The organism is Labrenzia sp. C1B70, assembly GCF_000475395.1.
Taxonomy (GTDB): domain Bacteria; phylum Pseudomonadota; class Alphaproteobacteria; order Rhizobiales; family Stappiaceae; genus Roseibium; species Roseibium algicola.
Map to the genome: position 1 here is coordinate 378000 of NZ_AXCE01000034.1, position 24533 is coordinate 402532.

The window sequence follows — 24533 nt, forward strand, 5'->3', positions numbered from 1 at the left end:
CTGAAGGTTGATCAGGACATCAACGCTGGACGCTTTTTCTGAAACGGGTAACGTGAAACCGTCTGAGAAAAGGCTGAAAGGAGCCGTCAGTCATGGATGTAAAAGCAATTTTGATCTGGGTTGCAATCGGCATTATAGCCGGTTGGCTTGCAAGCGTCGTCGTTGGCGGCGGTGGTCTGATCCGTTACCTCGTCAGCGGTCTCATTGGCGCGTTTGTTGGTGGTTTCCTGTTCAAGCTCGCAGGTATCAACGTCAATCTGGGCAATGCCTACGTCAATGAAATTGTCGTGGCGGCCGTTGGAGCAATTGTCGTTGTGCTGCTTGCGCGACTGATCGCCTGACGAATTGAAATTTCTGGAAATAGGAGTCCGCGATGGGGTGGATAATCACAATCATCATCGGCCTCATTGCGGGCGCCGTTGCTCACCGGGTGCTGAACAGTCGCGGAGGTTTTCTTGGCAGCCTCGTTGTCGGCCTTGTCGGAGCGCTGGTTGGCGGTGAACTCGCATCGCTGCTCAACCTGCATGTGACAGGTGGTATTCTCGATCGTCTGATTATCGCGGTTCTGGGCTCTATCCTGTTCCTGTTCATCTGGAAGAAAATGTTCAAGTGAGCACAAATCCGGACGAATTCGAGAGCCTGGAGGCTTTTGTTCTCAGGACAGGCGACAAGCTTCGTTATGGTGATACGGACCGGCAGGGACACGTCAACAATGCCGTGTTCGCCACTTTTCTGGAAACCGGCCGTGTTGAATTGCTCTACAATGAAGCGCTGGCTGACCTAGGCGCTGCTTTTGTGATCGCGCGGCTGGAGCTGGATTTCCTGGCGGAAGTCAACTGGCCGGGCGAAGTGGAGATCGGCACGGCCGTGCTTGACGTTGGCCGCAGTTCGTTCAAGCTGTTCCAGAAGGTTTTTCAGGATGGAAAGCCGGTTGCGCAGGCGGTGACCGTCATCGTCCAGATGAGCGAGAGCACGCGAAAGTCTCAGCCGCTGTCGGAACGTGCACGCGAGCGGCTTCAGGAACTGACCGGTCCTGCGCTAAGCACATAGCTGGCTCAACGCTAATCCGTCTTGACCTTTCACCGGAATAACGACACTTAAGGCCCATGGTTACGATCGTCGACACGCTCAATCGCCCGCAGCAACAATCCGAAGCGCGCCCGCGCCACCCGGAAAAGGCTCACCGTCCGGACAATCCGATACAGCGCAAGCCGCACTGGATCCGTGTCAAGGCGCCGACATCGCCGGTCTACCGCGAAACGCAGAATGTCGTGCGCGAGAACAATCTCGTTACGGTTTGCGAAGAGGCGGGATGCCCGAACATCGGTGAATGCTGGTCGAAGAAGCATGCCAGCTTCATGATCCTTGGTGATACCTGTACACGTGCCTGCGCCTTCTGCAACGTGCGCACGGGCATGCCAGGGCCAGTCGACCCGAAGGAAGCCCAGGGTGTTGCGGATGCCGTTGCCGCAATGGGGCTCGAGCACGTGGTGATTACCTCCGTCGACCGGGACGATCTGGACGATGGCGGTGCACAGCATTTCGCAGATGTGATCAATGCCATTCGCAAGACCGCGCCATCGACCACGATCGAGGTTCTGACGCCTGATTTCCTGCGTAAGGACGGTGCTCTGGAGATTGTCGTGGCGGCGAAGCCCGATGTCTTCAATCACAACCTTGAGACAGTGCCGTCGAAATATCTGACCGTTCGACCCGGCGCGCGCTATTTCCATTCGATCCGCCTTCTTCAAAAGGTCAAGGAACTTGATCCGGAAATGTTCACCAAGTCCGGGATCATGGTCGGGTTGGGGGAAGTGCGCAACGAAGTGCTGCAGCTGATGGACGACCTCCGGGCCGCCGATGTCGATTTCCTGACGGTCGGCCAGTATCTGCAACCTTCCAAGAAGCACCATCCGGTCGTTTCCTTCGTGACGCCGGAAGAGTTCAAAGGCTATGAGCGTATTGCTTACGCCAAAGGTTTCCTGAAGGTGTCGGCAAGTCCGTTGACGAGGTCGTCTCACCACGCTGGTGAAGATTTCGCGGATCTTCGCGCCGCGCGCAAAGCAAAGCTCGGCCACTAACGCCAAAGCAACAGGACACTGGACACCGTATGCCCAGTTTTTCATCCGACCACAAAGTCAACCACAAGGCGGACGAGATGTTCCGCCTTGTTGCCGACGTAGAGCGGTATCCCGAATTCGTGCCGTTGTGCCAGGATCTTCACGTGCGCGGCCGCAAGGAGCTGGATGGTGGACGGACGGTACTGGTGGCCGACATGACGGTTGCCTACAAGCTGTTCAAGGAAACCTTCACCAGCCGCGTTGAACTGCGCCCGCAGGACAGGACGATCCTGGTTGAGTACCTGGACGGCCCGTTCAAGCACCTGGAAAACAAGTGGACTTTCGAGGATGCAGGCGAGGGCAGCTGCAACGTCGGTTTCTATATATCCTACGAATTCCGCAGTCGTACGCTCGGCTCTCTGATGGGCGTGATGTTCGAAAAGGCCTTCCGAAAGTTTTCAAGCGCCTTCGAAGCTCGCGCGGACCAGGTTTACGGGACCTGATTAAGCTGACTTTTGGGCTTACTTGAACTGCTTGAAGGCGTCGCGAATGATGCGGATACGGCTCGACTGCATGTCGAGGGGCTCTGCCTGGCGACGGATCTGCTCGATTTCCTTCTTCTTCAACCCGAGACTTTCGAGCGTTGCGAAGGATGTATAATCGGTACAGACGGGCGTGCGGCTGGAGCCGACATTCTCTTCGACCACGAGGTTTCTTCCGGCAGCAGCTTCTTCTTCCGTCCAGATAACGGTGTTCGAGGATACCCAGAAAGTGCGGTCGCAATATTGGGCCTGGTAGTAGCCCTCTTTCGGCTTTGTCAGAATTTCATGAAATCCGGTGAACGTACCGTTGGAATACTGGGACCTGATATAAAAGTCGCTCTGAGCGTGAGCTACGCCGGCAAAGGTAGTGCCAGCGGCCGTCAAAGCAGCGAAGAACGCGAGGGCGCGTTTCATGTCAGGGTCCTTTTTTCTGCGCGTTTATGTCACCTGTTCCTGTTGAAAGTCTAAGCTGACCAGCTTACCCGAGCCTTACCAGCCCGGTGCCGGCTTTTTTAGTTGCCGTGATATGACTTGGCAGCGTTGTCGCCGTCCGTTGTTTTGAACGCTTCGCGAATGACCGCGAACCGGTTTACCCGCTTTACCGACGACCCGTCATTTTGAACGACAAGTCTCGGATCATCCTGTACGCCGAGGTCTTCAAGCGTCACCTGTTCTTCAGGGTGATCGCAAATCGGCCGCCAGCCCTTGCCCCGATTGAACTCCACGCGAACCTTGTAATCCTGCTGCACTTCAAGCTGCGTCCAGGCAACTGTCGCATAGCGTACAAAGTAGGATCTGCCGCAATACTGAACTTCCACCAGCCCGTCCGCCATCCGGTCATAGATGCGGTGGGAGCCGCGGAACAGCTGATTGCCGTCGCGCGAAATAATGTAGGTATCACCCGGTTTCGGCGTGTTGTTGCCGGCCTGCGCATTGGCGCACGCAAGGGCGAGGGCACTTCCTGCAAGAAGCGCACGTTGGATTAACATATCCCGTTCCCTTTACCGCGAAATCATTTCGCGAGTTGGTTCCTGCTTACGGTGACCATACGGCAAGTGTTTGTAAAAGTGATTTCGTAAGGGAAATGAGTTTGATTAAAACTTTAAAAGCACTGATTTTGTTGACGAAATATCGAATATCTGTCCAGAAGCGACCGGTTTTTAGCGTGTGTGATACGTGCTGTGGGCTTCTTCGGCGCTATTGCTCTGGAACATTGCGCCGATCGCAGAAAGCCTGCTTTGTGGGGCCGAAGTCTCATCTGGAGCGGCCAGAAGATCGTGCGCGCTCATTGTGACGCCGATGTCCTCAAGACTGACCTGTCGCTCGGGATTGCCGCAAATCGGACGCCAGCCACGGCCAAAATTGAATTCCACCTGAACTTTGTTGCCGCGTTCGGTTTCCACTTGCGTCCAGGCGACCGAATGGCTGCGTACAAAATAGCTGCGCTGGCAATAAGAGACCTTTTTCAATCCGCGGGCGTTTTCCGTGAACAGCTTGTGACTGCCCACAAAGTGTCCGCTGCGATCGCGTGAAATCAGGTAAAAATCGCCAGGCTGAGGTATGGCACCAGCAAAAGCGGTGGAGCCTGCGCACAAAAATGCAGCCAGAATGGTCGCTGGTTTAATCATAAAGGTTCTGATCTTGAGTTACGTTGAGGTCAAGTTGTCTGGAATATACATATGACCAAGCGGAAGCCCAGCGCGAACTCCCATGAGCGTTAATGAGCATTTACTCAGGAAATTGCATTTAAAATCGATGTGAGGGCAGTTCTGACGGTGGCAAGCCGGATCGATTGCCGGCCGTTGTCTGCAAACCAGCAATGGAGATGATCCGTCGGGCGATCCTTTGCCGCGACGGCAATATGGACAGTGCCAACCGGCTTTTGAGGACTTCCGCCACCTGGTCCAGCGATACCCGTTACAGAAACTGCTACATCCGCACTGGATCGGGCGAGCGCTCCTTCTGCCATGGCAATCGCGACTTCCTTGCTGACGGCCCCATGCTTTTCGATAAGGTCTTTCGGAACGCCCAGCATTTCGTTCTTTGCTTCATTGGAGTAGGTCACAAACCCCCGGTCCACGGCGGCCGAAGATCCCGCGATCTCCGTAAGTGCTCCGCAAATCAGGCCTCCGGTGCAGGATTCTGCCGTCGCTACCATTTTCTTGGCGGCAATGAGCCCGTCCAGCACAGCAATTGACAGAGGCGCAAGCTCTTCCAGGTTGTTTGGATATGTCTCGGTCATGGATTTCTAGTCCTCGTCCTGAAAAGGAAGACGCACAGTCACACTGGCCAGGGCCGCGATACCTTCCTTGCGGCCTGTAAAACCCAGGCGCTCGGATGTCGTGGCCTTGACCGAGATCCTCGAAACAGGCACGGCGCAAATCCTGGCAATCGAAGAGCGAATTGCCTCGCGGTGGGGGCCGATCTTCGGTTCCTCACATACGATGGTGACGTCGACATGCGCCAGTCTGCCGCCGCGTTCAGACAAACGGCGCATGGCGTCCAGTTGAAACTGGTCAGAAGAGGCACCTTTCCACTGCGGGTCGCTTGGAGGGAAATGCTGGCCGATATCGCCATCGCCAATGGCACCAAGCGTTGCGTCCGTAATAGCGTGCAGCACGACATCCGCGTCTGAGTGACCTTTGAGCTTGCTGGAGTGGGGAATGGCTACTCCGCCCAAAATGACGGCATCGCCATCTTCAAAGGCGTGAACGTCGTATCCGATCCCGGTTCTGACATCGGCAAGTTCTGAAAGCGGCAACGGGGAGGCGGGGGTAGTCGACATCAGTTGTAACTCGGCCTGTTGTTCTGCACGACGGAGGTCGGCGGCAGTTGTGATCTTGAATGCAGCGGGGTCGCCCTCCGTCAGGACAATGGTCATCCCGTCCCATTCCGCAAGGCCGGTGTCGTCAGTAAAATCGAGTTTTCCCGCAGCTACCGCCTTTTCATGCGCCTTGAGTATGCGCTGCAAGGGAAAGGCCTGTGGCGTCTGCGCTGCCCAGAGCCCGGCTCTGTCAACGGTTTCCAGCGAACGACCCGATTGATCGGCTCTTTTTAACGTGTCGGCCACGGGCAGGGCGGCAAGTACGCCTTCGTTTTCTGCCTGCAGTCGCTCAAGCAATCTGTCTATCACGGAAGATGGGAGGAACGGCCGTGCTGCGTCGTGGATCAAAACGTAATCAAATCCTTCGAGGGCGAGAGCCTTCAATCCTGCCAGGACCGATTGCTGCCTGGTGGCACCACCGTAGACTGCCGGCCCGATCTTGGACGCTGTTTCAGTGGAGGCCGCTCTTGCTGCTTCAGAGAAATGGTTCACGTCGTCAGGGTGAATGACGGTTACGAGACGGTTGATCCGGGGGTGATTCCCGAGAGCATCCAGTGTATGGCTCAGCACAGGACGGCCAGCCAACGGCCTGTATTGCTTGGGTAACGCATTGTCGGAGCCCGCAAGACGGGTGCCACGCCCTGCGGCAACGACAAGGGCGGCAGCGGTTTTTGTCATTAACGGGCTCCTCGTGCTCTGCATCAAACCGTCAGCTTTGAACCGTCTTTACCTAGGAACCTGTTCGGACCGCAAATTTTGACTTGTTGCATTGCGAAACTTGTCTACAATATAGGCAATTATGAATCTGCACAGTCAATAAGCAGAAAAGAGACGCTGTGTCGCCGTCTATGAAAACACTCACGATTGGCCGGTATCAACTCGCAAACCCGGCCGTGCTCGCGCCGATGTCCGGCGTGACCGATCTCCCTTTCCGCCGGCTGGCTGCCAGATACGGCGCCGGCATGGTTGTCAGTGAAATGGTTGCGAGCGAATCCTTCGTCAAAGGCGACGCCGAAACGCAAATGCGTGCGGAGGCTCAGGACAAGGGTCTTCATGTCGTTCAGCTTGCAGGGCGTGAAGCCCGCTGGATGGGGGAGGCCGCCAAGGTTATCGCTGGTCTTGGTGCCGATGTAATCGATATCAACATGGGCTGCCCCGCCAAAAAGGTGACATCCGGATACTCCGGTTCCGCACTGATGCGGGATCTCGACCATGCCCTGACGCTGGTTGATGCGACAGTGGCAGCGGTCGATGTGCCCGTCACTTTGAAGATGCGCCTTGGTTGGGATGACAAGAACCTGAATGCACCGGAGCTGGCCCGCCGTGCGGAAGCAGCCGGGGTGCAACTCATCACCGTTCACGGGCGCACCCGATGCCAGTTCTACAAGGGCAAGGCCGATTGGCGTGCGATAGCAGCTGTCAAGGACGCTATTTCGGTTCCCCTGATTGCCAATGGGGATTGCAAGAGTGCTGAAGATGCCTTGCGTATGCTTGAGCTTTCCGGCGCTGACGGCGTGATGATTGGCCGGGGCGCATATGGACGTCCCTGGTTGCCCGGCCACATCGGACATTTTCTGGCAAGTGGCGAACAGCTCGACGCACCAACGGGAACAGAGCTGGCGGAGTTAGTGGCGGAGCACTACGAGGCCATCCTCAGCCACTACGGTGAGCGGCAGGGTGTTCGCATCGCGCGCAAGCATCTCGGTTGGTATCTGGACGAGACAACGTCTGCTGGCGCGGCCGACATCCCTGGATCTGTCCGCAAGACCCTTTTGACTTCCAATCAGCCGTCGGAGGTTATCCGCCTCGCAAGCGACTGGCTTTCTTCCTCGAACAAACGGACAGCAGCTTGAAGGACATCATGTCTCAGACAGGCCGTACGGCCGCGCTTGCCAGTGACGGGCCGACTATACTGGATGCCTTGCCACACCCGGTGCTTCTGGTTGCGCCGGATGGCGTGATCGAGTCTGCCAACATGGCCGCGGAAATTTTCATGCGGTCCAGTGTATCGGTGCTCCGTCGCCATCCAATCAGCGACTTTGTTCCTTTCGGGAGCCCCTTGCTGACCCTGATCGAGCAGGTGCGTGAACGCAGCGCGCCTGTCAACGAATACAAGGTCGACATCGGTTCTCCGCGTATCGGTGCGCCGAAGGTGGTCGATATCAACGCTGCGCCGGTATCGGAGCGGCCGGGGGCTGTGGTGTTGATGTTCCAGGAACGCACCATGGCGGAAAAGATCGACCGGCAGCTGACGTCTCGTGGAGCCGCCCGCACCGTGACGGGACTTGCCGCCATGTTGGCGCATGAGATCAAGAACCCGCTGTCAGGAATTCGTGGCGCGGCCCAGCTTATAGAGCAGTCGGTGCCAGCCGAAGACCGGGCGCTGACACGTCTGATCATGGATGAGACCGACAGGATCGTGAAACTGGTCGACCGGATGGAAGTATTTTCGGACGAACGGCCGATCGAAAGAGAGCCGGTCAATATTCACGTGGTTCTGGACCACGTGAAGCGCTTGTCGGATTCCGGCTTTGCCCGCGGCAAACGGATTGTGGAGATTTATGATCCGTCGTTGCCTCCGGTTTATGCCAACAAGGATCAGCTGATTCAGGTTTTCCTGAACCTGATCAAGAATGCCAGCGAAGCGATTGGCGATGATCCCGATGGTGAAATTCGCGTTTCGACGGCGTTTCGGCCCGGTGTGCGGCTGTCTGTTCCCGGTACCGACGAAAAGGTCAGCCTGCCGCTGGAGTTCTGTGTTCAGGACAATGGACCGGGCGTTCCGGAAGACCTTCTTCCGCATCTGTTTGAGCCGTTTATCACGACAAAGACCAATGGCTCAGGCCTTGGTCTGGCACTCGTTGCCAAGATCATTGGTGACCACGGCGGTGTCATCGAATGTGACAGCCAACGCCAGAAGACAGTTTTCCGCATTCTGATGCCCGCGTTCACGGGTGACAGCACAGCTTCGTCCGACCGGACCAGCAGAGGAACCGAGTAACCATGCCGACGGGCACGATTTTAGTTGCAGACGACGACGCAGCCATCCGCACCGTTCTCAACCAGGCCCTGTCCAGGGCAGGTTATACGGTGCGGCTGACTTCCAACGCCTCAACGCTCTGGAGATGGGTCTCATCCGGCGATGGCGATCTTGTGATCACCGACGTGGTCATGCCGGACGAAAATATCTTCGACGTGCTGCCACGCATGAAAAAGATGCGGCCGGAGTTGCCGGTTCTGGTCATGAGCGCGCAGAACACCTTCATGACGGCCATAAAGGCCTCGGAGAAGGGGGCGTATGAATATCTGCCCAAGCCGTTCGACCTGAAGGAGCTGACCAGTATTGTTCAGCGCGCACTGGAAGAGCCGAAGAAGCGGCCGGCTGTCGATCTTGATGATGCGGGCGAGGGCATGCCACTTGTGGGGCGGTCTCCCGCCATGCAGGAGATCTACCGGGTTCTTGCACGGCTGATGCAGACCGACCTGACGGTGATGATCAACGGCGAGTCCGGTACCGGCAAGGAACTTGTCGCAAGGGCGCTTCATGATTATGGCAAGCGGCGCAACGGACCGTTTGTTGCCATCAACATGGCGGCCATTCCACGAGACCTCATCGAAGCCGAGTTGTTCGGTCACGAGAAGGGTGCCTTCACCGGAGCACAGAACCGCAGCTCCGGTCGGTTTGAACAGGCAGATGGCGGCACATTGTTTCTGGACGAAATCGGCGACATGCCGATGGAAGCTCAAACCAGGTTGCTGCGCGTCTTGCAGCAGGGCGAATACACCACTGTCGGTGGTCGCACTCCGATCAAGACGGACGTCAGGATCATTGCAGCCACCAACAAGGACCTGCGGCACCTGATTAATCAGGGCCTATTCCGCGAAGACCTTTATTTCCGGCTGAATGTGGTTCCAATCCGCCTGCCGCCGCTGCGCGAGCGCGTCGAGGACATTCCGGATCTGGTGAGGCACTTCTTTACGCTCGTTGAAAAAGAGGGGCTGCCGGCAAAGCAGATCGACCAGGGAGCGCTCAATCTTCTGCGCCGGTATCGCTGGCCTGGAAACGTGCGCGAACTGGAGAACCTCGTTCGTCGTTTGGCCGCGCTGTATCCGCAGGACGTGATCAGCGAAAACCTGCTGGAGCAGGAGTTGAGTCAGCCTTCGGTCTCGCCGATGGAAGAGGAATCCCAGGAGACCGTCAATCTCGGTGGATCGGTCGAGCGATATCTGTCCGGTTATTTCGACACGTTCGGCGATGCCTTGCCGCCTCCCGGTCTCTATCACCGCATCCTGAGGGAAGTGGAGTACCCTCTGATCAGCGCAGCATTGGCGGCGACGCGTGGTAACCAGATCAAGGCGGCAGAGCTTCTCGGTGTCAACCGGAACACTCTGCGCAAGAAGATCCGGGATCTCGACATCCAGGTGATGCGGTCTACCCGATAGTCTTTTCAGGACAGGGCGGCAAATTGATGCGGTCAGGCCGAAAGGTCTGGCCGCTTTTTTGTTCCAGGTGCAGGTTGTCGTGACGAGTGGTCTTGTGATTCACGGGGTGCGAAACCACGAGGAGATATTTTGGTCCTCAATATCAGCCTGGTTTCATTGGGTCATCTGAAGGAAAATTCCAATTACAGACGGGGCATTCATTTTGTGAATGCTTCAAAAAAGAATAACGAATTCAGCAGTGTGCGATAAAGTGATCACCTGTCCACCGCAAATTTTCTGCGCCTCTTCTGGTCTGTCGCAATTTCGCAACATTGTGTGATAAGTTTGCCGCAAATACAGCAAGACAGTCCGCATTTGGCGAGCTGAAATCAAAAGAGACCGAATGATACTGGAAGCAGTACAAGAACCCGTCGCTCAATCCAGCGCCGCAGGCAAATTCTGGCGGCGCGTGGGTCTTGCGATCATCCTGCTTGCCCTCGTTTCCATCGGTGTCACCTTCGTTATCCTGATGGGGTTGACGTCCATCGATCCCACGCGGGAAGTCATCATGGTCGCAATGACTATAAATGGTGCGCTCGCGGCAATTCTCGTGGGTGTCATCGCCTTCGAGATCCTGAAGTTGTGGCAAGCGCGGCAGCGTGGACGGGCTGCTGCTCGCCTGCACGTGCGGGTCGTGGCCCTGTTCAGTGTGGTTGCTGCTGTACCGGCCGTTCTCATGGCCATTCTGGCAGCGATTACGCTGGACCGCGGCCTTGATCGCTGGTTCGAGGACCGGACGCGTCAGATTATCGACAACGCCCTGACCGTTGCTCAGGCCTATCTTCAGGAACACGCCAGGGTTCTGCGCGGTGACCTGATCGCCATGACCAACGATATCGACCGGGCAAAGGCGGTTTATGAATTCGAGCCGACCCGTTTCGATCAGTTCTTTGCAACGCAGGTTTCCCTCCGCGGTATCCTCGCGGCCTTCATCCTGAACGAGAACGGCGAGGTGGTCACCCGCGTCGTCATAGATCCCAACGCGGAAGTGCCGCTGCCGCCTGCCGACAGTTTCTTCAAGGCTAAATCCGGGGATCCGATCCTGATCGCACCGGGAAGTTCCAACCTGGTCGGCGGTGTCATGAAATTGTCCGCCTATGACAATTTCTATCTCTATGCCGTTCGCGCCATAGATCCGCGCGTTGTCGAATATCTGCGTCTTGCCGAGACAGGTGCTTCGCAATACCAGCAGATGGAGAATAGCCGCTTTGGCGTCCAGGTGGCCTTTGCTCTGGTGTATCTCGGCGTCGCGCTGGTGTTGCTCTTGTCGGCGATCTGGATAGGTTTCGGGTTTGCCAATCGACTTGTTTCGCCGATCCGAACGTTGATTTCGGCAGCAGACGAGGTGTCCAAAGGCAATCTCGTCGTCAAGGTTCCGACCGAGAAATCCGGTGGTGACCTCGCCAACCTGGGCGAGACCTTCAACAAGATGACCGGTCAGCTTCTCGGGCAGCGTGATGCGCTTCTGGCGGCTAACGAGCAGATCGACCGCCGCCGCCGCTTCAACGAAGCCGTTCTTTCCGGAGTGTCCACCGGCGTCATTGGCGTTGACGATGAAGCATCGATCATGCTGATCAACCGCTCCGCCCTGGAATTGCTGCAGCTGGATGAAGTGCAGATCCTCAACAAGTCTCTGATCGAGGTGGTGCCGGAGCTGAACGACTGCATTTCCGATGTCTTGAAGAATGAAAGTGACAGGGTTCCGGAATCGCAGATCGAGATCACGCGGGGCGGACGCCTGCGTACGATCAACGTGCGTATAACGAGGGAGCAGTCTACCCGGCGCGAGCATGGTTTTGTTGTGACGCTGGATGACATTACAGATCTGGTTTCGGCACAGCGCAATTCGGCCTGGGCGGATGTTGCCCGGCGCATCGCGCATGAGATCAAGAATCCGCTGACACCGATCCAGCTCTCGGCAGAACGCATCCGCCGCCGCTACGGCAAACGCATCGAGGAAGACCGGGAAGTCTTCGATCAATGCATCGACACCATTGTTCGGCAGGTGGGCGATATCGGCCAGATGGTGGACGAGTTCTCGTCCTTCGCCCGTATGCGCAAGCCAACGAAGACATCTGGAGATCTGCGCGAGGCGGTGCGCGATGCGGCGTTCATGCAGTCGGTGGCAAATCCGGAAATCAGTGTTACCGCGGATGTTCCGTCCAGTCCGGTGACGGCTGTCTTTGACGCGCGTCTCGTTGGCCAGGCTCTGACCAATGTGGTCAAGAATGCTGCGGAGGCGGTGAGTGCGCGCATTGGAGACGATTTGCCCAAAGGCAAGGTGACCGTGCATTTGCGCGGTGAACTGGAAGACGGCAGCGGCCGGATCGTGATTGATGTCATCGACAATGGCATCGGGCTGCCGGAAGAAAATCGCAGCCGGCTTTTGGAACCCTATATGACAACCCGGGAGAAGGGGACGGGCCTTGGCCTTGCCATCGTTCGCAAGATCCTGGAAGACCACGGCGGTGGCATCGAATTGCTCGACGCCCCCAAAACCAAACCAGAGGACACGGGCACGCTCGTTCGACTGACATTGGCAGCACATGCCGAGATCGAGCCGGAGACCGACCTGCAAAACCAGACTGTGACTGCCCATGGCGCATGATATTCTTGTCGTAGACGACGAAACCGATATTCGCGAAATGATTGCCGGCATCCTGGATGATGACGGTTATGGAACGCGGACCGCGCACGATTCAGACAGCGCCCTGGCTGCAGTGAAGGAGCGCAAGCCTTCGCTTGTCATTTTGGATATCTGGTTGATGGGAAGCCGCCTCGACGGACTGGCCCTGCTCGATATCTTCCGTGAAACGGATCCTGAAATGCCGGTCGTGATCATCTCCGGTCACGGCAACATTGAAACAGCGGTTTCTGCCATCAAGCGCGGGGCGTACGATTACATCGAAAAGCCGTTCAAGGCAGACCGGCTGGTTCATATCGTCGAGCGCGCCCTGGAAGCTTCCAGCCTGAAACGTGAAATCCGCGATCTGAAGCAGCGCAGCGGCGAAACCAGCGAAATCATTGGCAACTCCTCGGCAGCTCACAACCTTCGGCAAACCATCCAGAAGATTGCGGGAACGAACAGTCGTATCCTGATCGTCGGTCCTTCCGGTGCGGGCAAGGAGCGTGCTGCCCGGATGATCCACGACATGTCGCCGCGCGCCAAAAGCCCGTTCGTTGTGCTGAACGCTGCAACCATCACGCCGTCTCGGATGGAAGAAGAACTCTTCGGCATCGAGGATGAAAACGGCAATCTGCGCAAGATTGGTGCGCTGGAAGAAGCCCATGGCGGTACGCTTTACCTCGACGAAGTCGCCGACATGCCCGCCGAGACCCAGGGGAAAATCCTGCGGGTTCTCGTGGAGCAGAGCTTCGCCCGCGTTGGCGGCACCCAGAAGGTTCAGGTCGACATTCGCATCCTGTCCTCGACATCTAAAAATCTCGAAGAACACATTGCGTCGGGACTGTTCCGACAGGATCTCTACCACCGTCTGAGCGTGGTTCCCCTGCGTGTGCCCGGTCTTGCAGAACGGCGTGAGGATATTCCGGTATTGGTGCATCACTTCATGCACCAGATTTCCGGTGCTTCAGGCATTCCGCAAAGGCCTATCGGTGATGACGCCATGGCGGTTCTGCAAACGCATGACTGGCCGGGCAACGTGCGTCAGCTACGCAACAACGTCGAACGTCTGATGATTCTGAGCCGTGGCGATCCGGACAGCACCATCACCGCGGACCTGCTGCCAGCGGAAATTGGAGAAACTCTGCCGAGCCTGCCCACGTCAGGTACGGGAGAACACCTGATGTCCGTGCCTCTGCGCGAGGCCCGGGAGATCTTCGAGCGTGAATATCTTCAGGCTCAAATCAAGAGATTTGACGGGAACATCTCGCGGACTGCCGAATTTGTCGGTATGGAACGGTCTGCGCTTCACCGGAAGCTGAAAACCCTGGGCATGACCTGAGGCACTTCGGGAAGCGATAGGTAACGGCAAGGCGGGAAAGGGATCTTTCCATGAAAATCGTGATTTGCGGCGCGGGGCAGGTGGGCTACGGCATTGCCGAACGTCTGGCTGCGGAACAGAACGACGTGTCCGTGATCGATTCTTCTCCCCAACTGATCAACGCCATTGGCGATCAGCTGGACGTGCGTGGCTTTGTCGGGCATGGCGCGCATCCGGACGTTCTTGCACAGGCCGGGGCCGAAGAGGCCGACATGATTGTTGCCGTCACGCTTTATGACGAGGTCAACATGGTGGCCTGTCAGGTGGCGCATTCGCTCTTCAACGTTCCCACGAAGGTCGCCCGTATCCGGGCGCAATCCTATTTGCAGGGGCGCTGGCGCAATCTGTTTTCGCGCGACCACATGCCGATCGACGTGATCATCTCGCCAGAAATCGAAGTTGGCGAGATGGTACTGCGCCGTCTGGCGCTTCCAGGCGCTGTCGAGACTGTCCGGTTTGCCGACGACCAGGTTGTTGTCGTCGGGATCATGTGCGAGGAGGACTGCCCGGTGGTGGACACTCCCTTGCGCCAGCTTACCGAACTCTTCCCGGACCTTGGGGCCGTTGTCGTCGGCCTTTATCGAAACAATAGGCTGTTTGTTCCCAAGAGCAGCGATTCCATTCTGACGGGTGATCTTGCCTATGTGGTTGCCCGCCGCGACCAGGTTCGCAGAACGCTGAGCATTTTCGGACACGAGGAACCGGAAGCGGCCCGTGTCGTGATTTGCGGTGGTGGCAACATCGGGCTCTATGTCGCCAAGGCACTTGAACAGCGCCAGTCCGGAACGAAGATCAAGCTTATCGAAGCTTCCCGTGAGCGGGCGATGGCTGTTGCCGATGAGCTGAAGCGATCGGTTATCCTGCATGGCAGCGCGCTGGATCAGACGATCCTGAATGAAGCCGATGCCGGCGATGCCGATACCATGGTGGCTCTCACCAACGAGGATGAAGTCAACATTCTGTCTTCCGTCATGGCGAAGAAGCTTGGCTGCAAGCGCTCCTTGTCGCTGTTGAACAATCCGAGTTACCCGGCTTTTGCCAACGCGCTGGGGATTGATGCGTTTATCAACCCGCGCGCCGTAACAATCTCTCGTATTCTCCAACACGTCCGACGTGGTCGTATCCGCGGCGTTCATTCGCTTCAGAACGGGGCTGCGGAAATTGTCGAGGCGGAAGCACTTGATACGTCGCCGCTGGTCGGCAAACCGCTTAGGGTTATCGATCTGCCGTCCGGTATCCGCATTGGTGCGGTTTTCCGCGGCGGTGAGGTGCTTACGCCTAATGGTGACCTGCAGATTCAGGCGCAAGACCGTATCGTGATTTTCGCGGTTGCGAACCGCGTGCGTCAGGTAGAACAGATGTTCCGCGTCAGCCTTGACTTCTTTTAAGGCTGAGTGGCTTCTTTCTGGCCTTGCTTTTGTCTGACCGAAAGGTCAAAACTTTCAAAAATACCAATCGGTTCGTTTCGAACCGTCCTGTTCTGGAGGAACCATGAGCCGGATTGCCTATGTCAACGGCCAGTATGTGCGTCATGCCGATGCTGCGGTGCATGTTGAAGACCGCGGTTATCAATTTGCCGATGGCGTTTATGAAGTCTGTGAAGTCTGGCAGGGCAAGATCGTCGACGTTCCGCGCCATCTGGACCGCCTTGGCCGGTCCTTGAGTGAGCTGCGCATAGACTGGCCAATGGCCCGCAACGCCGTGGAATTCGTGCTGCATCAGGTAGTCCGTCGGAATCTTGTTCGCAACGGACTGGTTTATATTCAGGTGACGCGCGGTGTTTCCAAGCGCGATCACTTCTTCCCGCCGGCGCACGTTGCACCGTCGATCGTGGTGACCGCCCGTTCGTCCAGCCCGACTGCTGCCAAGGCACAGGCCGAACAGGGTATCTCGGTGTTCAGTTATCCGGAAAACCGTTGGCCGCGCGTCGATATCAAGACCGTTGCGCTTTTGCCGAACGTGCTGGCGAAACAGAACGCCAAGGAACAGGGCGGCAAGGAAGCCTGGTATGTGGATGCCGACGGCAATGTCACAGAAGGTGGATCGACCAACGCCTGGATCGTTACCAAGGAAGGCGTTTTGGTCACCCGGCCGGCCGAGAGCGGAATCCTGCGCGGTATTACACGTGCCGTGGTTCTTGATCTCGTCCAAAAGGAAGGGCTGACGTTTGAGGAAAGACCGTTTAGCCTTGAGGAAGCTTTCGATGCGAAGGAAGCTTTCGTCACGGCAGCGACGACTGTCGTGATGCCTGTGACACGTTTGGACGGCAGGATTATCGGAAACGGTCATCCTGGATCGGTGGCAACCCGATTGCGCGAATTGTTCCATACTGCTACTGATTTGCAGGCGGTATGATTCGATTGGCCTCATTGGGTCGAAAGTACGAAACTATTTTAGACCGAGGCAGACGGTCTTGACTGGTGGGCTATACGAAAAGCGGGCGGTGCGTCAAACATTAGTCATTGATACTGAACGGCTTTTGACGGTAGGCTGCTGAAACGCCGGATGCTCGGCCGCATCCGGGGCAAATAGGATAAAAAGACTGATGGCTGAGCGCGCACAAAATCTCCAAGACACTTTTCTTAATCACGTTCGCAAGCAAAAAACTCCTCTGACGATTTTTCTGATCAACGGTGTGAAATTGCAGGGTGTCGTGACATGGTTCGACAACTTCTGCGTTCTGCTGCGTCGTGATGGGCATTCCCAGCTGGTTTACAAACACGCGATTTCCACAATTATGCCAAACGGACCTGTTCAACTGTTCGATCAGGCTGAGGAAAACGCTGAAAAGGCAAGCTGATTGAAACCGAAGTCTCGCGCAGACGATTTTTCTAAATCCAACGGTTCCGAGGAACCTGGCCAGAAATCTCTAAGGTTGAAAGATACTGGGGTAGACCGTCTGCCCCAGCCCTTCCGTGCGATGATTCTGGAGCCGGTTCTGCAGTTGCGTGGCGAGTCCGCGCAGACAGAACTGCGCGGCAATCGCAGCCCGGAAGCGCGGCTGGAAGAAGCCCTCGGCCTGAGTGCTGCCATCAATCTCAATATCGCGCATTCCGGCGTTGTCCGGGTCAACAATCCCAAGCCTGCAACCCTGTTTGGCGATGGCAAGGTTGCCGAGCTTGCCGGGATCGTTGCAAGCGAGGATCTGGACCTCGTTGTCATAGATCATCCGCTCACCCCGGTTCAGCAGCGAAACCTTGAACGCCGGCTGAAGACCAAGGTCATCGACCGCACCGGCCTTATCCTGGAGATCTTCGGCGACAGGGCCCGCACCAAGGAAGGTCGGCTTCAGGTCGATCTGGCGCATCTGACCTGGCAGAAGAGCCGTCTCGTCCGCTCCTGGACCCACCTTGAGCGCCAGCGCGGCGGCGCAGGTTTCATGGGCGGTCCGGGTGAAACCCAGATCGAGGCCGATCGGCGCCAGATTCAGGACCGGATCATTGCGCTGCAGAAACAGCTGGAACAGGTTCGCCGGACGCGTGACCTGCACCGCAAGAAACGCAAGAAAATCCCGCAGCCGGTTGTTGCGCTGGTTGGTTATACCAATGCCGGTAAATCGACGCTTTTCAATCGGATGACCGAATCTGACGTTTTTGCCAAGGATCTTCTGTTCGCCACGCTCGATCCGACCCTGCGCAAGGTAGCCTTGCCGCATGGCAAGGAAGTCATCCTGTCGGATACGGTGGGGTTCATCTCCGATCTTCCGACCCACTTGGTCGCCGCATTCCGGGCGACGCTGGAAGAGGTGCTTGAAGCGGATCTCATCCTGCATGTGCGGGACATTTCGCATGCCGACACCGAAGCGCAGGCAGAAGACGTCAAGAAGACGCTGACCGATCTTGGTGTAGACGCGTTGACGGGCGCGCCGATCATCGAAGTCTGGAACAAGATCGACTGCCTTGATCCGGCTTACCGCGACAAGTTGCTGGAAGATGCCGGTGAAGAGGGGCCGATTGCCCTTTCCGCGCTGACCGGCGAAGGGATCGAGCAGCTTTATGCCCGTGTCGATGCTTTCATGGCGCAGCACGACGACATTCTGACTGTGAAGATCCCCGTTGCCGATGGCGCTTTGCTGGCGAAACTTTATCAGATGGCAGAGGTGCTGGAACGCACCGATGCCGAAGATTTTGTAACAGCGGAAGTGCGCGTTTCCGACAAGCAACGTGGCCCGTTTCGCGAGCTTTATGCCGCTTATCTTTAGCTAGTCGGATAGAAAGCCGGAACGAGCTGAGCAGGGGAACTATTTGTTCTTCGCGGCCTGCCAGGCTGCTTCCATCTCATCCAGCGTCATCGCTTCAAGTGTCGTGTCCGTTTTCACTGCGTGAGCTTCAATGGCTGCAAAACGCTTGCGGAATTTCCGGTTTGTGCGCCTGAGAGATTCTTCCGGATCGATGTCCAGATGCCGGGCGAGGTTTGCAAGCGCGAACAACGTGTCGCCGAGTTCGTCGGAGATCCGGTCTTTGTCCGGAGCGGATTTGGCGAGTTCCTCGTCGAGTTCGTGGGTTTCTTCTCTGATCTTGTCCAGAACCAGTCTGGCATCGTTCCAGTCAAAACCAACCCTTGAAGCCCGTCGCTGCAGCTTTTCGGCTTCCTGAAGGGCCGGAAAGGCGGTCGGGACGTCGTCGAGAAAGCCCTTTTGCGCTTCTTCCATGCCGAGCGCTTCCCTGGCGGCTCGCTTTTCCGCTCGTTCTTCAGCCTTGATCCGTTCCCAGATACCTTTGACCAGTTCCGGTTTTTCTCCGTTTTCGTCACCGAAAACATGCGGGTGTCTGCGGATCAGTTTTTTGGTAATGGCTTCGACCACATCGCCAAAGTCGAAGTGGTCGTCTTCTTCAGCCATGCGTGCATGGTAGACGACCTGAAGCAACAGATCGCCGAGCTCCTCGCGCAGTTCCACCAGATCGTTCTTGGCAATGGCGTCCGCGACTTCGTAGGCCTCTTCCAGCGTATAGGGCGCGATGGTTGCGAACGTCTGTTCCAGATCCCAGGGACAACCGGTCACGGGCGTTCTGAGCGCTGCCATGATTTCGATAAGGCGGGAAATGTCTCGGCTGGGAGTCATGGAGTGGAAACATCCTGTCTGCTTGTCATCCGGATGATGCTTTTGGCATATCCGGGATGACAAGTGGAGAGGCAAATCACCCCCTGACGGACGGATGCCAGAAGGTGACGGCGCGTTCCAGGAGCGCGACGAGGCCGTAGAACAGCGATCCGGCGAGGGCGGCAACGGCGATTTCTGCCCAGACCATATCGACATTCATGCGGCCGACCTCCGTGGAGATACGGAAGCCCATGCCGACAATCGGTGTGCCGAAGAATTCAGCGACAATCGCGCCGATCAGGGCGAGCGTCGAATTGATCTTCAGCGCATTGAAGATGAAGGGCATGGCCATCGGCAGACGCAGCTTGAAAAGCGTTTGCCAGTAGTTGGAGGCATAGGTGCGCATCAGGTCGCGTTGCATGGCATCAGAAGCGGCGAGACCTGATACCGTGTTCACCAGCATCGGGAAGAAGGTCATGATGATCACGACCGCTGCCTTGGACGGCCAGTCGAAGCCGAACCACATCACCATGATGGGGGCGACACCGATGATCGGCAGTGCAGACACCAGATTGCCGATCGGCAGCAGGCCGCGGCGAAGGAACGGCACCCGGTCCACCAGAATGGCAGTGATGAACGCCGAACCACAGCCGATGGCGTAACCGGCCAGAACGGCTTTCAGGAAAGTCTGGCGAAAGTCAGCCCACAATGTTGGTCCGGAATTGGTCAGGCGCACCCATATTTCGGAAGGGGCTGGCAGCAGAACCTTCGGAACGCCCGCGCCAGTGACCACGATTTGCCACAGTACCAGAAGGGTAATGCCAAAGAGTGCCGGAATGGCAAGGTTGATGAGCCGGGCTGCAAGTGGCGACAGGTTGCGCCATGTGGCGAGACGCTCAACGAAGAGCCAGGCCGCTGCCCAGGTTGCTGCTACCAGGGCCCAGAAACCGAGCGTTGCCTGCCCGACGTGGTGCGAGGAGGTTGAGATCAGCAGCCAGGCAGCAATGGCGGTAATGATGCCGAGGACAACGTCTCCAAAGGGGTTGCGCATGAACCCAAGTTCGTAGCGCACACCGGCGACTGCCAGGATAACCAGGCAAAGGGCCAGACGCGGTACATCCATGATGCCGTAGTCCGGTCCGAAGATCGGACTGAATAGGCCAATTATCACCATGGCTACGATGAACCAGGCCAACAGTGCCGGCATATCGATGCGGCTCTTTTTTGCGGTCATGGTGCTCATCCGGCCATCCCCATGCGTTTCAGCGTGCGCTTCTCGATCATGCCTATCAGGGCAACCAGGGACCCCGCCAAAAAGGCGGCCATCAGAAGTGCCGACCAGATCTGGACAGTCTGGCCGTAGTAGGAACCGGCAAGCAAACGCGCGCCAAGACCGGCCACGGCACCTGTCGGCAGTTCACCGACGATCGCTCCGACGAGAGAGGCAGCCATGCCGATTTTCATCGAAGTGAAAAGGTAGGGCACTGCATAGGGCAGGCGCAGTTTCCAGAACGCCTGGAAGCGCGTCGCCGAATAGGTGTGCATCAGGTCCATGTGAATGACTTCAGGTGATCTCAGTCCCTTCACCATGCCGACCGTGACCGGGAAGAAGGACAGGTATGTGGAGATCATCGCTTTGGGCAGCAAACCTGAGATCCCGACGGCGTTGAGAACGACGATGATCATCGGCGCGATGGCCAGAATGGGAATGGTTTGCGAGGAAATGACCCACGGCATCAACGATTTGTCGAGAACACGCGAATGAACGATGCCAATTGCCAGAAGAATGCCGAGTGTCGTGCCGATCAGAAACCCGAGAAGCGTCGAAGAGAGTGTGATGCCCGTATGATAGACCAGCGACCGTTTGGACGTGATCTTCTTGTTTACCGTCGTGTCCCAGATTTCAACAATCACCTGGTGCGGCGCAGGCAGGACCGGGCGCTCCTGGTAAAGCGTATCGGTGACCAGTTGAGAGAACCCGACATCACTTTGTCCGGCGCGCTCATACATGTCTTGCTGGAATGGGGTGTTAAGTGCGACTGCGGCGACATACCAGAGCGCTATGATCGCCAATACGACGACGGTGACCGGACCGACCGTTCCAGACATCAGACCGGCAAATGGGTTCGTGCTACGGGTCTGCGAGAGCGAGGCGTCAGTCATGTATCCGCGCCTTTCCTGCAATCGCAAAAATGCGCTGCCAAACCCTGGTCGCACGACCATCAAGGGCCTGGATTTCCACGGCAGGGTCGACATCAACAAATGTCGCAGGTCGATGCGATTTAGTCTTCATAGGAGTGTCCTGCCTTCAAGCCATCCCGTACCCGGTGGGCGATTTTCAGGAACTCCGGTGTCTCGCGAATATCGAGACTGCGATCGCGTGGCAGATCGCTTTCGATCACGTCGTAGATACGGCCCGGGCGCGGGCACAGTACGACGATCTTGGTCGACAGGAACACCGCTTCCGGGATCGAGTGAGTTACGAAGACAACGGTCTTGTTGGTCTTGGCCCAAAGCTGCAGCAATTGTTCGTTGAGATGGTCACGGACGATTTCGTCGAGCGCACCGAAGGGTTCGTCCATCAGGAGCAGATCCGGCTCGACGGCGAGGGCGCGGGCGATCGACGCGCGCTGCTGCATGCCGCCTGAAAGCTGCCAGGGATACTTCTTTTCGAAGCCGGTGAGGTTCACCAGTTCCATGTTTCGGGAAATCCGCTGTTGCTGCTCGGCCTTTGAAAGCCCCATGATCTCAAGAGGCAATGCCACGTTCTTGGCAATCGTTCGCCAGGGATAAAGGGCAGCAGCCTGAAAGACATAGCCATAGGCCCGATTGAGACGTGCTTGTTCCGGAGAGACACCATTGACCGTGATGGACCCCGCGGTCGGCTTTTCAAGATCGGCGATAACCCTGAGCAACGTGGTCTTGCCGCAACCCGACGGACCGATGAAGGAAACGAAGTCTCCCTCTTCGATCTTCAGATCAATGTCTGAAAGCGCGTGAACCGGGCCGTCGTTCGTCTCGAATGTCAGCGAGAGGTTCTCGATATCGATCACCCGGTTCGGGCTGGCGCTTTGTTTGTTTTCCACCATTTCGGTGTCCTTTGCGCTGGCAAGTGCAGTCATCAAGTTCCTCGCGGCACGAGTCGGGTCCGGATTGACGTGTTCGTTTCTTGAAGGCCCCGCCTGTTTGAAAGGCGGGGCCGGATTGGATCAGACGCCGCTGGCGGGAATGCCGGTGCGTTCCACCTTACGCGGTGCCGTCAGTTCCTTCCACGTGCTTAGCGCCTTGTTGACTGCCTGATACGGCTTGCGGGCGACAAATTCGCCATGACCCTGGCTGTGGTTGACGGTCCCGTCTTCCACTGCAACGCGGCCACGGGTGAGTGTGTAGCGCGGCAGCCCTTTGACGGCCTTGCCTTCGAAGACGTTGTAGTCGATGGCGGACTGTTGGCTGGAGGCGGAAATGGTTTTCGATTTTTCGGGATCCCAGACGACAAGATCGGCATCTGCGCCAACCAGAATTGCTCCTTTTTTCGGATAGATATTCAAGATTTTTGCAATATTGGTTGAAGTGACTGCGACGAATTCATTGGGTGTCAGGCGACCTGTATTCACGCCATATGTCCACAACATCGGCATCCGGTCCTCAAGACCACCGGTGCCGTTCGGGATTTTGGTGAAATCGCCGACACCGGTGCGCTTCTGCTCGGTGGAGAATGCGCAATGGTCGGTCGCAACCACCTGCAAGGAGCCGGAAGCGAGACCTGCCCAGAGGCTGTCCTGGTGTTTCTTGTCGCGGAACGGAGGCGACATGACCCGGCGTGCGGCGTGGTCCCAGTCGGCGTGCTTGTATTCGCTGTCATCCAGCGTCAGATGCTGGATGAGCGGTTCGCCATAGGCACGGATGCCGTTCTGGCGAGCCCGGCGAATGGCCTCATGCGCCTGTTCCGAAGACGTGTGAACGATATAGACCGGTACACCAGCCATATCCGCGATCATGATGGCGCGGTTGGTTGCCTCGCCTTCCACTTCCGGCGGGCGGGAATAGGCATGTGCTTCGGGGCCATTGTTGCCTTCCGCCAGCAGCTTTTGCTGCAAGGTGGCGACGACATCGCCGTTTTCCGCGTGCACGAGAGGAAGGGCGCCAAGCTCGGCGCAGCGTGAGAACGAGGCGAACATCTCGTCGTCATTCACCATCAGGGCGCCCTTGTAGGCCATGAAGTGCTTGAACGTGTTGATGCCCTTCTGCTGGACGACGGTCTGCATGTCGTTGAAGACCTGTTCGCCCCACCAGGTGATCGCCATGTGGAAGGAATAGTCGCAATGGGCCATTGATGACTTGTTGTCCCACATCTGCAGGGCTTCCAGCAGCGACTGGCCGGGCGAAGGCAGGGCGAAATCAACGACCATGGTCGTGCCACCGGCCAACGCGGCGCGTGTGCCGCTGTCGAAGTTGTCTGAAGAGAATGTGCCCATGAACGGCATTTCGAGGTGGGTGTGCGGATCGATGCCACCCGGCATGATGTAACAGCCGGTCGCATCCAGGGTTTCGTCACCAGACAGGTTGGGGCCGATTTCGACAATGCGGCCACCTTCGATTTTTACATCGGCTTCGTAGGAAAGATCGGCAGTTACAACCGTACCGCCCTTGATCACTTTGCTGGCCATTTGTGTTCCCCTTCTCGTTTGTTCACTCGTCCGGTGCGTTGCACCGGAAATTTCCTTCGTCAGCCTGCCTCATGGACAGGTTTGTACCGGTGACGTCAGATCCCGGTCTTTCAGGATCATCGCAATGTTCTGCTGCGCTGCGACTTCGCAGGCTTCTTGAAAGTCTATCGGCCGGTCCGTGTATTCTGCATCGAAGATCGGCTTGCCTGCCCGGACATAGGCGTTGACGTCGTCGCACCATTTGTCCTGAAAACAGCTTTCGGCGATCAGGAAGTCCATGTGGTTGATCAGATCGGCAGTCAGGTCGGGCACATTCTTCTGCCCGATGCCGAGATCGAGCGAATGGGCAATGGTGGCCAGTCTGGCGACATAGGCAACAACGTCGTCCGCGGTGATCGGAAACCCGCTGTCGTTGTCATGAACGTCCATGTTGTCAGGTTCAATCGCGTCGAAACCCTCGTTCTTGCAGGCTTCGAAGCGGGATTTCATGATGGGAAGCAGGACATCGAGGCGGCGGATATCGAGAAAACGCTCGTCCGGCCAGTCTTCATAGGTTTTGCCGAGCACGTCGTCCGGAAATGCGTTGAAATCCTCGGAGGTGTTTTCCAGGGTTCCGATGCTGACATAGCAAATGGTGCGGACACCTTTTTGCCTGAGAGCTGCCAGGTCATCCGGCGTCACAAGGTCTGGGTGCAGATCCAGAACCCTGACATTCCTGTCGAGATCGACCGGCTCCGTGAGTTGCCAGTCCCAGCTGTCTCCAACGGAAAAGGCAAAGGCAGGTGCTGCGGCCCAAAACTGGGCGCAGACCATTGCCAATGCCTTTCCATTAAAAGTCATGTTCCTCTCATTTCCCTGTAACGGGCCTCGGTTCAGGTCCGGGGCAGCCAGGTGTTCGTTCAATCCGGTCGCT

The 24533-nt window shown here is 57.1% G+C and carries 25 protein-coding genes; 14 read left to right on the top strand and 11 right to left on the bottom strand.

What is annotated here, in order from left to right; translation table 11 throughout:
* Nucleotides 1-92 precede the first annotated feature (92 nt).
* The 5 genes from Q666_RS56355 to Q666_RS56375 are packed head-to-tail and all read left to right on the top strand — an operon-like array spanning nt 93 to nt 2563.
* Complete coding sequence (locus tag Q666_RS56355; protein ID WP_022998572.1) at nt 93-341, top strand: GlsB/YeaQ/YmgE family stress response membrane protein; 249 nt, start codon at nt 93-95, stop codon at nt 339-341.
* Nucleotides 342-373: 32 nt separating this feature from the next.
* Nucleotides 374-613: a GlsB/YeaQ/YmgE family stress response membrane protein gene (locus Q666_RS56360; RefSeq protein ID WP_022998573.1), complete on the top strand. Its 240-nt coding sequence runs from the start codon at nt 374-376 to the stop codon at nt 611-613.
* On the top strand, nt 610-1050 hold the full coding sequence (locus tag Q666_RS56365; protein ID WP_022998574.1) for a thioesterase family protein: 441 nt from the start codon (nt 610-612) through the stop codon (nt 1048-1050). Before Q666_RS56360 ends, Q666_RS56365 begins: the two co-directional genes overlap by 4 nt.
* A gap of 56 nt (nt 1051-1106) precedes the next feature.
* Complete coding sequence (gene lipA / locus Q666_RS56370) at nt 1107-2081, top strand: lipoyl synthase (protein WP_022998575.1); 975 nt, start codon at nt 1107-1109, stop codon at nt 2079-2081.
* A 29-nt stretch (nt 2082-2110) separates the two neighbouring features.
* Nucleotides 2111-2563 carry a type II toxin-antitoxin system RatA family toxin gene (locus Q666_RS56375; RefSeq protein WP_023014591.1) on the top strand — a complete coding sequence of 151 codons (453 nt, stop codon included), beginning with the start codon at nt 2111-2113 and terminating at the stop codon, nt 2561-2563.
* 18 nt (nt 2564-2581) lie between these two features.
* Here Q666_RS56375 and Q666_RS56380 read toward each other — a convergent pair whose 3' ends face one another.
* The 5 genes from Q666_RS56380 to Q666_RS56400 all read right to left on the bottom strand — a co-directional run bounded on the left by Q666_RS56380 (nt 2582) and on the right by Q666_RS56400 (nt 6104).
* Nucleotides 2582-3016 carry a hypothetical protein gene (locus Q666_RS56380; protein WP_022998577.1) on the bottom strand — a complete coding sequence of 145 codons (435 nt, stop codon included), beginning with the start codon at nt 3014-3016 and terminating at the stop codon, nt 2582-2584.
* Nucleotides 3017-3114: 98 nt separating this feature from the next.
* A complete protein-coding gene (locus Q666_RS56385) occupies nt 3115-3591 on the bottom strand; it encodes a hypothetical protein (protein WP_022998578.1) in 477 nt (158 codons plus the stop codon).
* Between the two features lie 171 nt (nt 3592-3762).
* Nucleotides 3763-4230 carry a hypothetical protein gene (locus Q666_RS56390; RefSeq protein ID WP_022998579.1) on the bottom strand — a complete coding sequence of 156 codons (468 nt, stop codon included), beginning with the start codon at nt 4228-4230 and terminating at the stop codon, nt 3763-3765.
* A gap of 104 nt (nt 4231-4334) precedes the next feature.
* The gene (locus Q666_RS56395) at nt 4335-4844 is read right to left on the bottom strand and encodes a CinA family protein (protein ID WP_022998580.1); all 510 of its coding nucleotides are present in this window, start codon (nt 4842-4844) and stop codon (nt 4335-4337) included.
* Between the two features lie 6 nt (nt 4845-4850).
* Complete coding sequence (locus Q666_RS56400; protein ID WP_022998581.1) at nt 4851-6104, bottom strand: bifunctional 2-C-methyl-D-erythritol 4-phosphate cytidylyltransferase/2-C-methyl-D-erythritol 2,4-cyclodiphosphate synthase; 1254 nt, start codon at nt 6102-6104, stop codon at nt 4851-4853.
* A gap of 170 nt (nt 6105-6274) precedes the next feature.
* Between Q666_RS56400 and dusB the strand changes: the two genes are divergently transcribed.
* The 9 genes from dusB to hflX all read left to right on the top strand — a co-directional run bounded on the left by dusB (nt 6275) and on the right by hflX (nt 18113).
* Nucleotides 6275-7279: a tRNA dihydrouridine synthase DusB gene (gene dusB / locus Q666_RS56405; RefSeq protein WP_022998582.1), complete on the top strand. Its 1005-nt coding sequence runs from the start codon at nt 6275-6277 to the stop codon at nt 7277-7279.
* 8 nt (nt 7280-7287) lie between these two features.
* Nucleotides 7288-8427 (top strand): nitrogen regulation protein NR(II), encoded by a 1140-nt coding sequence (locus Q666_RS56410; protein WP_035909465.1) that lies wholly within the window; start codon nt 7288-7290, stop codon nt 8425-8427.
* Nucleotides 8428-8429: 2 nt separating this feature from the next.
* Nucleotides 8430-9869 (top strand): nitrogen regulation protein NR(I), encoded by a 1440-nt coding sequence (ntrC, locus tag Q666_RS56415; protein ID WP_022998584.1) that lies wholly within the window; start codon nt 8430-8432, stop codon nt 9867-9869.
* Nucleotides 9870-10251: 382 nt separating this feature from the next.
* A complete protein-coding gene (locus Q666_RS56420) occupies nt 10252-12516 on the top strand; it encodes a PAS domain-containing sensor histidine kinase (RefSeq protein WP_022998585.1) in 2265 nt (754 codons plus the stop codon).
* A complete protein-coding gene (locus Q666_RS56425) occupies nt 12506-13873 on the top strand; it encodes a sigma-54 dependent transcriptional regulator (protein WP_022998586.1) in 1368 nt (455 codons plus the stop codon). Before Q666_RS56420 ends, Q666_RS56425 begins: the two co-directional genes overlap by 11 nt.
* Nucleotides 13874-13923: 50 nt before the next feature.
* Nucleotides 13924-15300, top strand: coding sequence for a Trk system potassium transporter TrkA (gene trkA / locus Q666_RS56430; RefSeq protein ID WP_022998587.1), 1377 nt, complete (start codon nt 13924-13926; stop codon nt 15298-15300).
* Nucleotides 15301-15403: 103 nt separating this feature from the next.
* On the top strand, nt 15404-16267 hold the full coding sequence (locus Q666_RS56435; protein WP_022998588.1) for a D-amino-acid transaminase: 864 nt from the start codon (nt 15404-15406) through the stop codon (nt 16265-16267).
* A 187-nt stretch (nt 16268-16454) separates the two neighbouring features.
* Nucleotides 16455-16712, top strand: a complete 258-nt coding sequence (gene hfq / locus Q666_RS56440; RefSeq protein ID WP_173006241.1) for an RNA chaperone Hfq — start codon at nt 16455-16457, stop codon at nt 16710-16712.
* A gap of 120 nt (nt 16713-16832) precedes the next feature.
* Entirely contained in the window at nt 16833-18113 is a 1281-nt protein-coding gene (gene hflX, locus Q666_RS56445) for a GTPase HflX (RefSeq protein ID WP_022998589.1), read from the top strand.
* A gap of 39 nt (nt 18114-18152) precedes the next feature.
* On the opposite strand, the gene mazG is transcribed toward hflX, so the two are convergent.
* The 6 genes from mazG to Q666_RS56475 form a co-directional block, all read right to left on the bottom strand.
* Nucleotides 18153-18974, bottom strand: coding sequence for a nucleoside triphosphate pyrophosphohydrolase (gene mazG / locus Q666_RS56450; RefSeq protein WP_031268469.1), 822 nt, complete (start codon nt 18972-18974; stop codon nt 18153-18155).
* A 76-nt stretch (nt 18975-19050) separates the two neighbouring features.
* Complete coding sequence (locus Q666_RS56455) at nt 19051-20196, bottom strand: ABC transporter permease (protein ID WP_022998591.1); 1146 nt, start codon at nt 20194-20196, stop codon at nt 19051-19053.
* Entirely contained in the window at nt 20193-21062 is an 870-nt protein-coding gene (locus Q666_RS56460) for an ABC transporter permease (protein WP_031268470.1), read from the bottom strand. The genes Q666_RS56455 and Q666_RS56460 overlap by 4 nt, the downstream gene beginning before the upstream one ends.
* A 173-nt stretch (nt 21063-21235) precedes the next feature.
* Entirely contained in the window at nt 21236-22042 is an 807-nt protein-coding gene (locus Q666_RS56465) for an ABC transporter ATP-binding protein (RefSeq protein WP_031268472.1), read from the bottom strand.
* Nucleotides 22043-22162: 120 nt separating this feature from the next.
* Nucleotides 22163-23620 (bottom strand): dihydropyrimidinase, encoded by a 1458-nt coding sequence (hydA, locus tag Q666_RS56470; RefSeq protein WP_022998594.1) that lies wholly within the window; start codon nt 23618-23620, stop codon nt 22163-22165.
* A gap of 69 nt (nt 23621-23689) precedes the next feature.
* Complete coding sequence (locus Q666_RS56475; RefSeq protein ID WP_031268474.1) at nt 23690-24460, bottom strand: endo alpha-1,4 polygalactosaminidase; 771 nt, start codon at nt 24458-24460, stop codon at nt 23690-23692.
* Between the last annotated feature and the right edge of the window lie 73 nt (nt 24461-24533).

Coding starts and splice junctions, on each gene's coding strand:
- Q666_RS56355 (WP_022998572.1), top strand. CDS start 93: ATGGATGTAAAAGCAATTTTGATCTGGGTTGCAATCGGCATTATAGCC.
- Q666_RS56360 (WP_022998573.1), top strand. CDS start 374: ATGGGGTGGATAATCACAATCATCATCGGCCTCATTGCGGGCGCCGTT.
- lipA (WP_022998575.1), top strand. CDS start 1,107: ATGGTTACGATCGTCGACACGCTCAATCGCCCGCAGCAACAATCCGAA.
- Q666_RS56375 (WP_023014591.1), top strand. CDS start 2,111: ATGCCCAGTTTTTCATCCGACCACAAAGTCAACCACAAGGCGGACGAG.
- Q666_RS56380 (WP_022998577.1), bottom strand. CDS start 3,016: ATGAAACGCGCCCTCGCGTTCTTCGCTGCTTTGACGGCCGCTGGCACT.
- Q666_RS56385 (WP_022998578.1), bottom strand. CDS start 3,591: ATGTTAATCCAACGTGCGCTTCTTGCAGGAAGTGCCCTCGCCCTTGCG.
- Q666_RS56390 (WP_022998579.1), bottom strand. CDS start 4,230: ATGATTAAACCAGCGACCATTCTGGCTGCATTTTTGTGCGCAGGCTCC.
- Q666_RS56395 (WP_022998580.1), bottom strand. CDS start 4,844: ATGACCGAGACATATCCAAACAACCTGGAAGAGCTTGCGCCTCTGTCA.
- Q666_RS56400 (WP_022998581.1), bottom strand. CDS start 6,104: ATGACAAAAACCGCTGCCGCCCTTGTCGTTGCCGCAGGGCGTGGCACC.
- dusB (WP_022998582.1), top strand. CDS start 6,275: ATGAAAACACTCACGATTGGCCGGTATCAACTCGCAAACCCGGCCGTG.
- Q666_RS56410 (WP_035909465.1), top strand. CDS start 7,288: ATGTCTCAGACAGGCCGTACGGCCGCGCTTGCCAGTGACGGGCCGACT.
- ntrC (WP_022998584.1), top strand. CDS start 8,430: ATGCCGACGGGCACGATTTTAGTTGCAGACGACGACGCAGCCATCCGC.
- Q666_RS56420 (WP_022998585.1), top strand. CDS start 10,252: ATGATACTGGAAGCAGTACAAGAACCCGTCGCTCAATCCAGCGCCGCA.
- Q666_RS56425 (WP_022998586.1), top strand. CDS start 12,506: ATGGCGCATGATATTCTTGTCGTAGACGACGAAACCGATATTCGCGAA.
- trkA (WP_022998587.1), top strand. CDS start 13,924: ATGAAAATCGTGATTTGCGGCGCGGGGCAGGTGGGCTACGGCATTGCC.
- Q666_RS56435 (WP_022998588.1), top strand. CDS start 15,404: ATGAGCCGGATTGCCTATGTCAACGGCCAGTATGTGCGTCATGCCGAT.
- hflX (WP_022998589.1), top strand. CDS start 16,833: ATGATTCTGGAGCCGGTTCTGCAGTTGCGTGGCGAGTCCGCGCAGACA.
- mazG (WP_031268469.1), bottom strand. CDS start 18,974: ATGACTCCCAGCCGAGACATTTCCCGCCTTATCGAAATCATGGCAGCG.
- Q666_RS56455 (WP_022998591.1), bottom strand. CDS start 20,196: ATGAGCACCATGACCGCAAAAAAGAGCCGCATCGATATGCCGGCACTG.
- Q666_RS56460 (WP_031268470.1), bottom strand. CDS start 21,062: ATGTCTGGAACGGTCGGTCCGGTCACCGTCGTCGTATTGGCGATCATA.
- Q666_RS56465 (WP_031268472.1), bottom strand. CDS start 22,042: ATGGTGGAAAACAAACAAAGCGCCAGCCCGAACCGGGTGATCGATATC.
- hydA (WP_022998594.1), bottom strand. CDS start 23,620: ATGGCCAGCAAAGTGATCAAGGGCGGTACGGTTGTAACTGCCGATCTT.
- Q666_RS56475 (WP_031268474.1), bottom strand. CDS start 24,460: ATGACTTTTAATGGAAAGGCATTGGCAATGGTCTGCGCCCAGTTTTGG.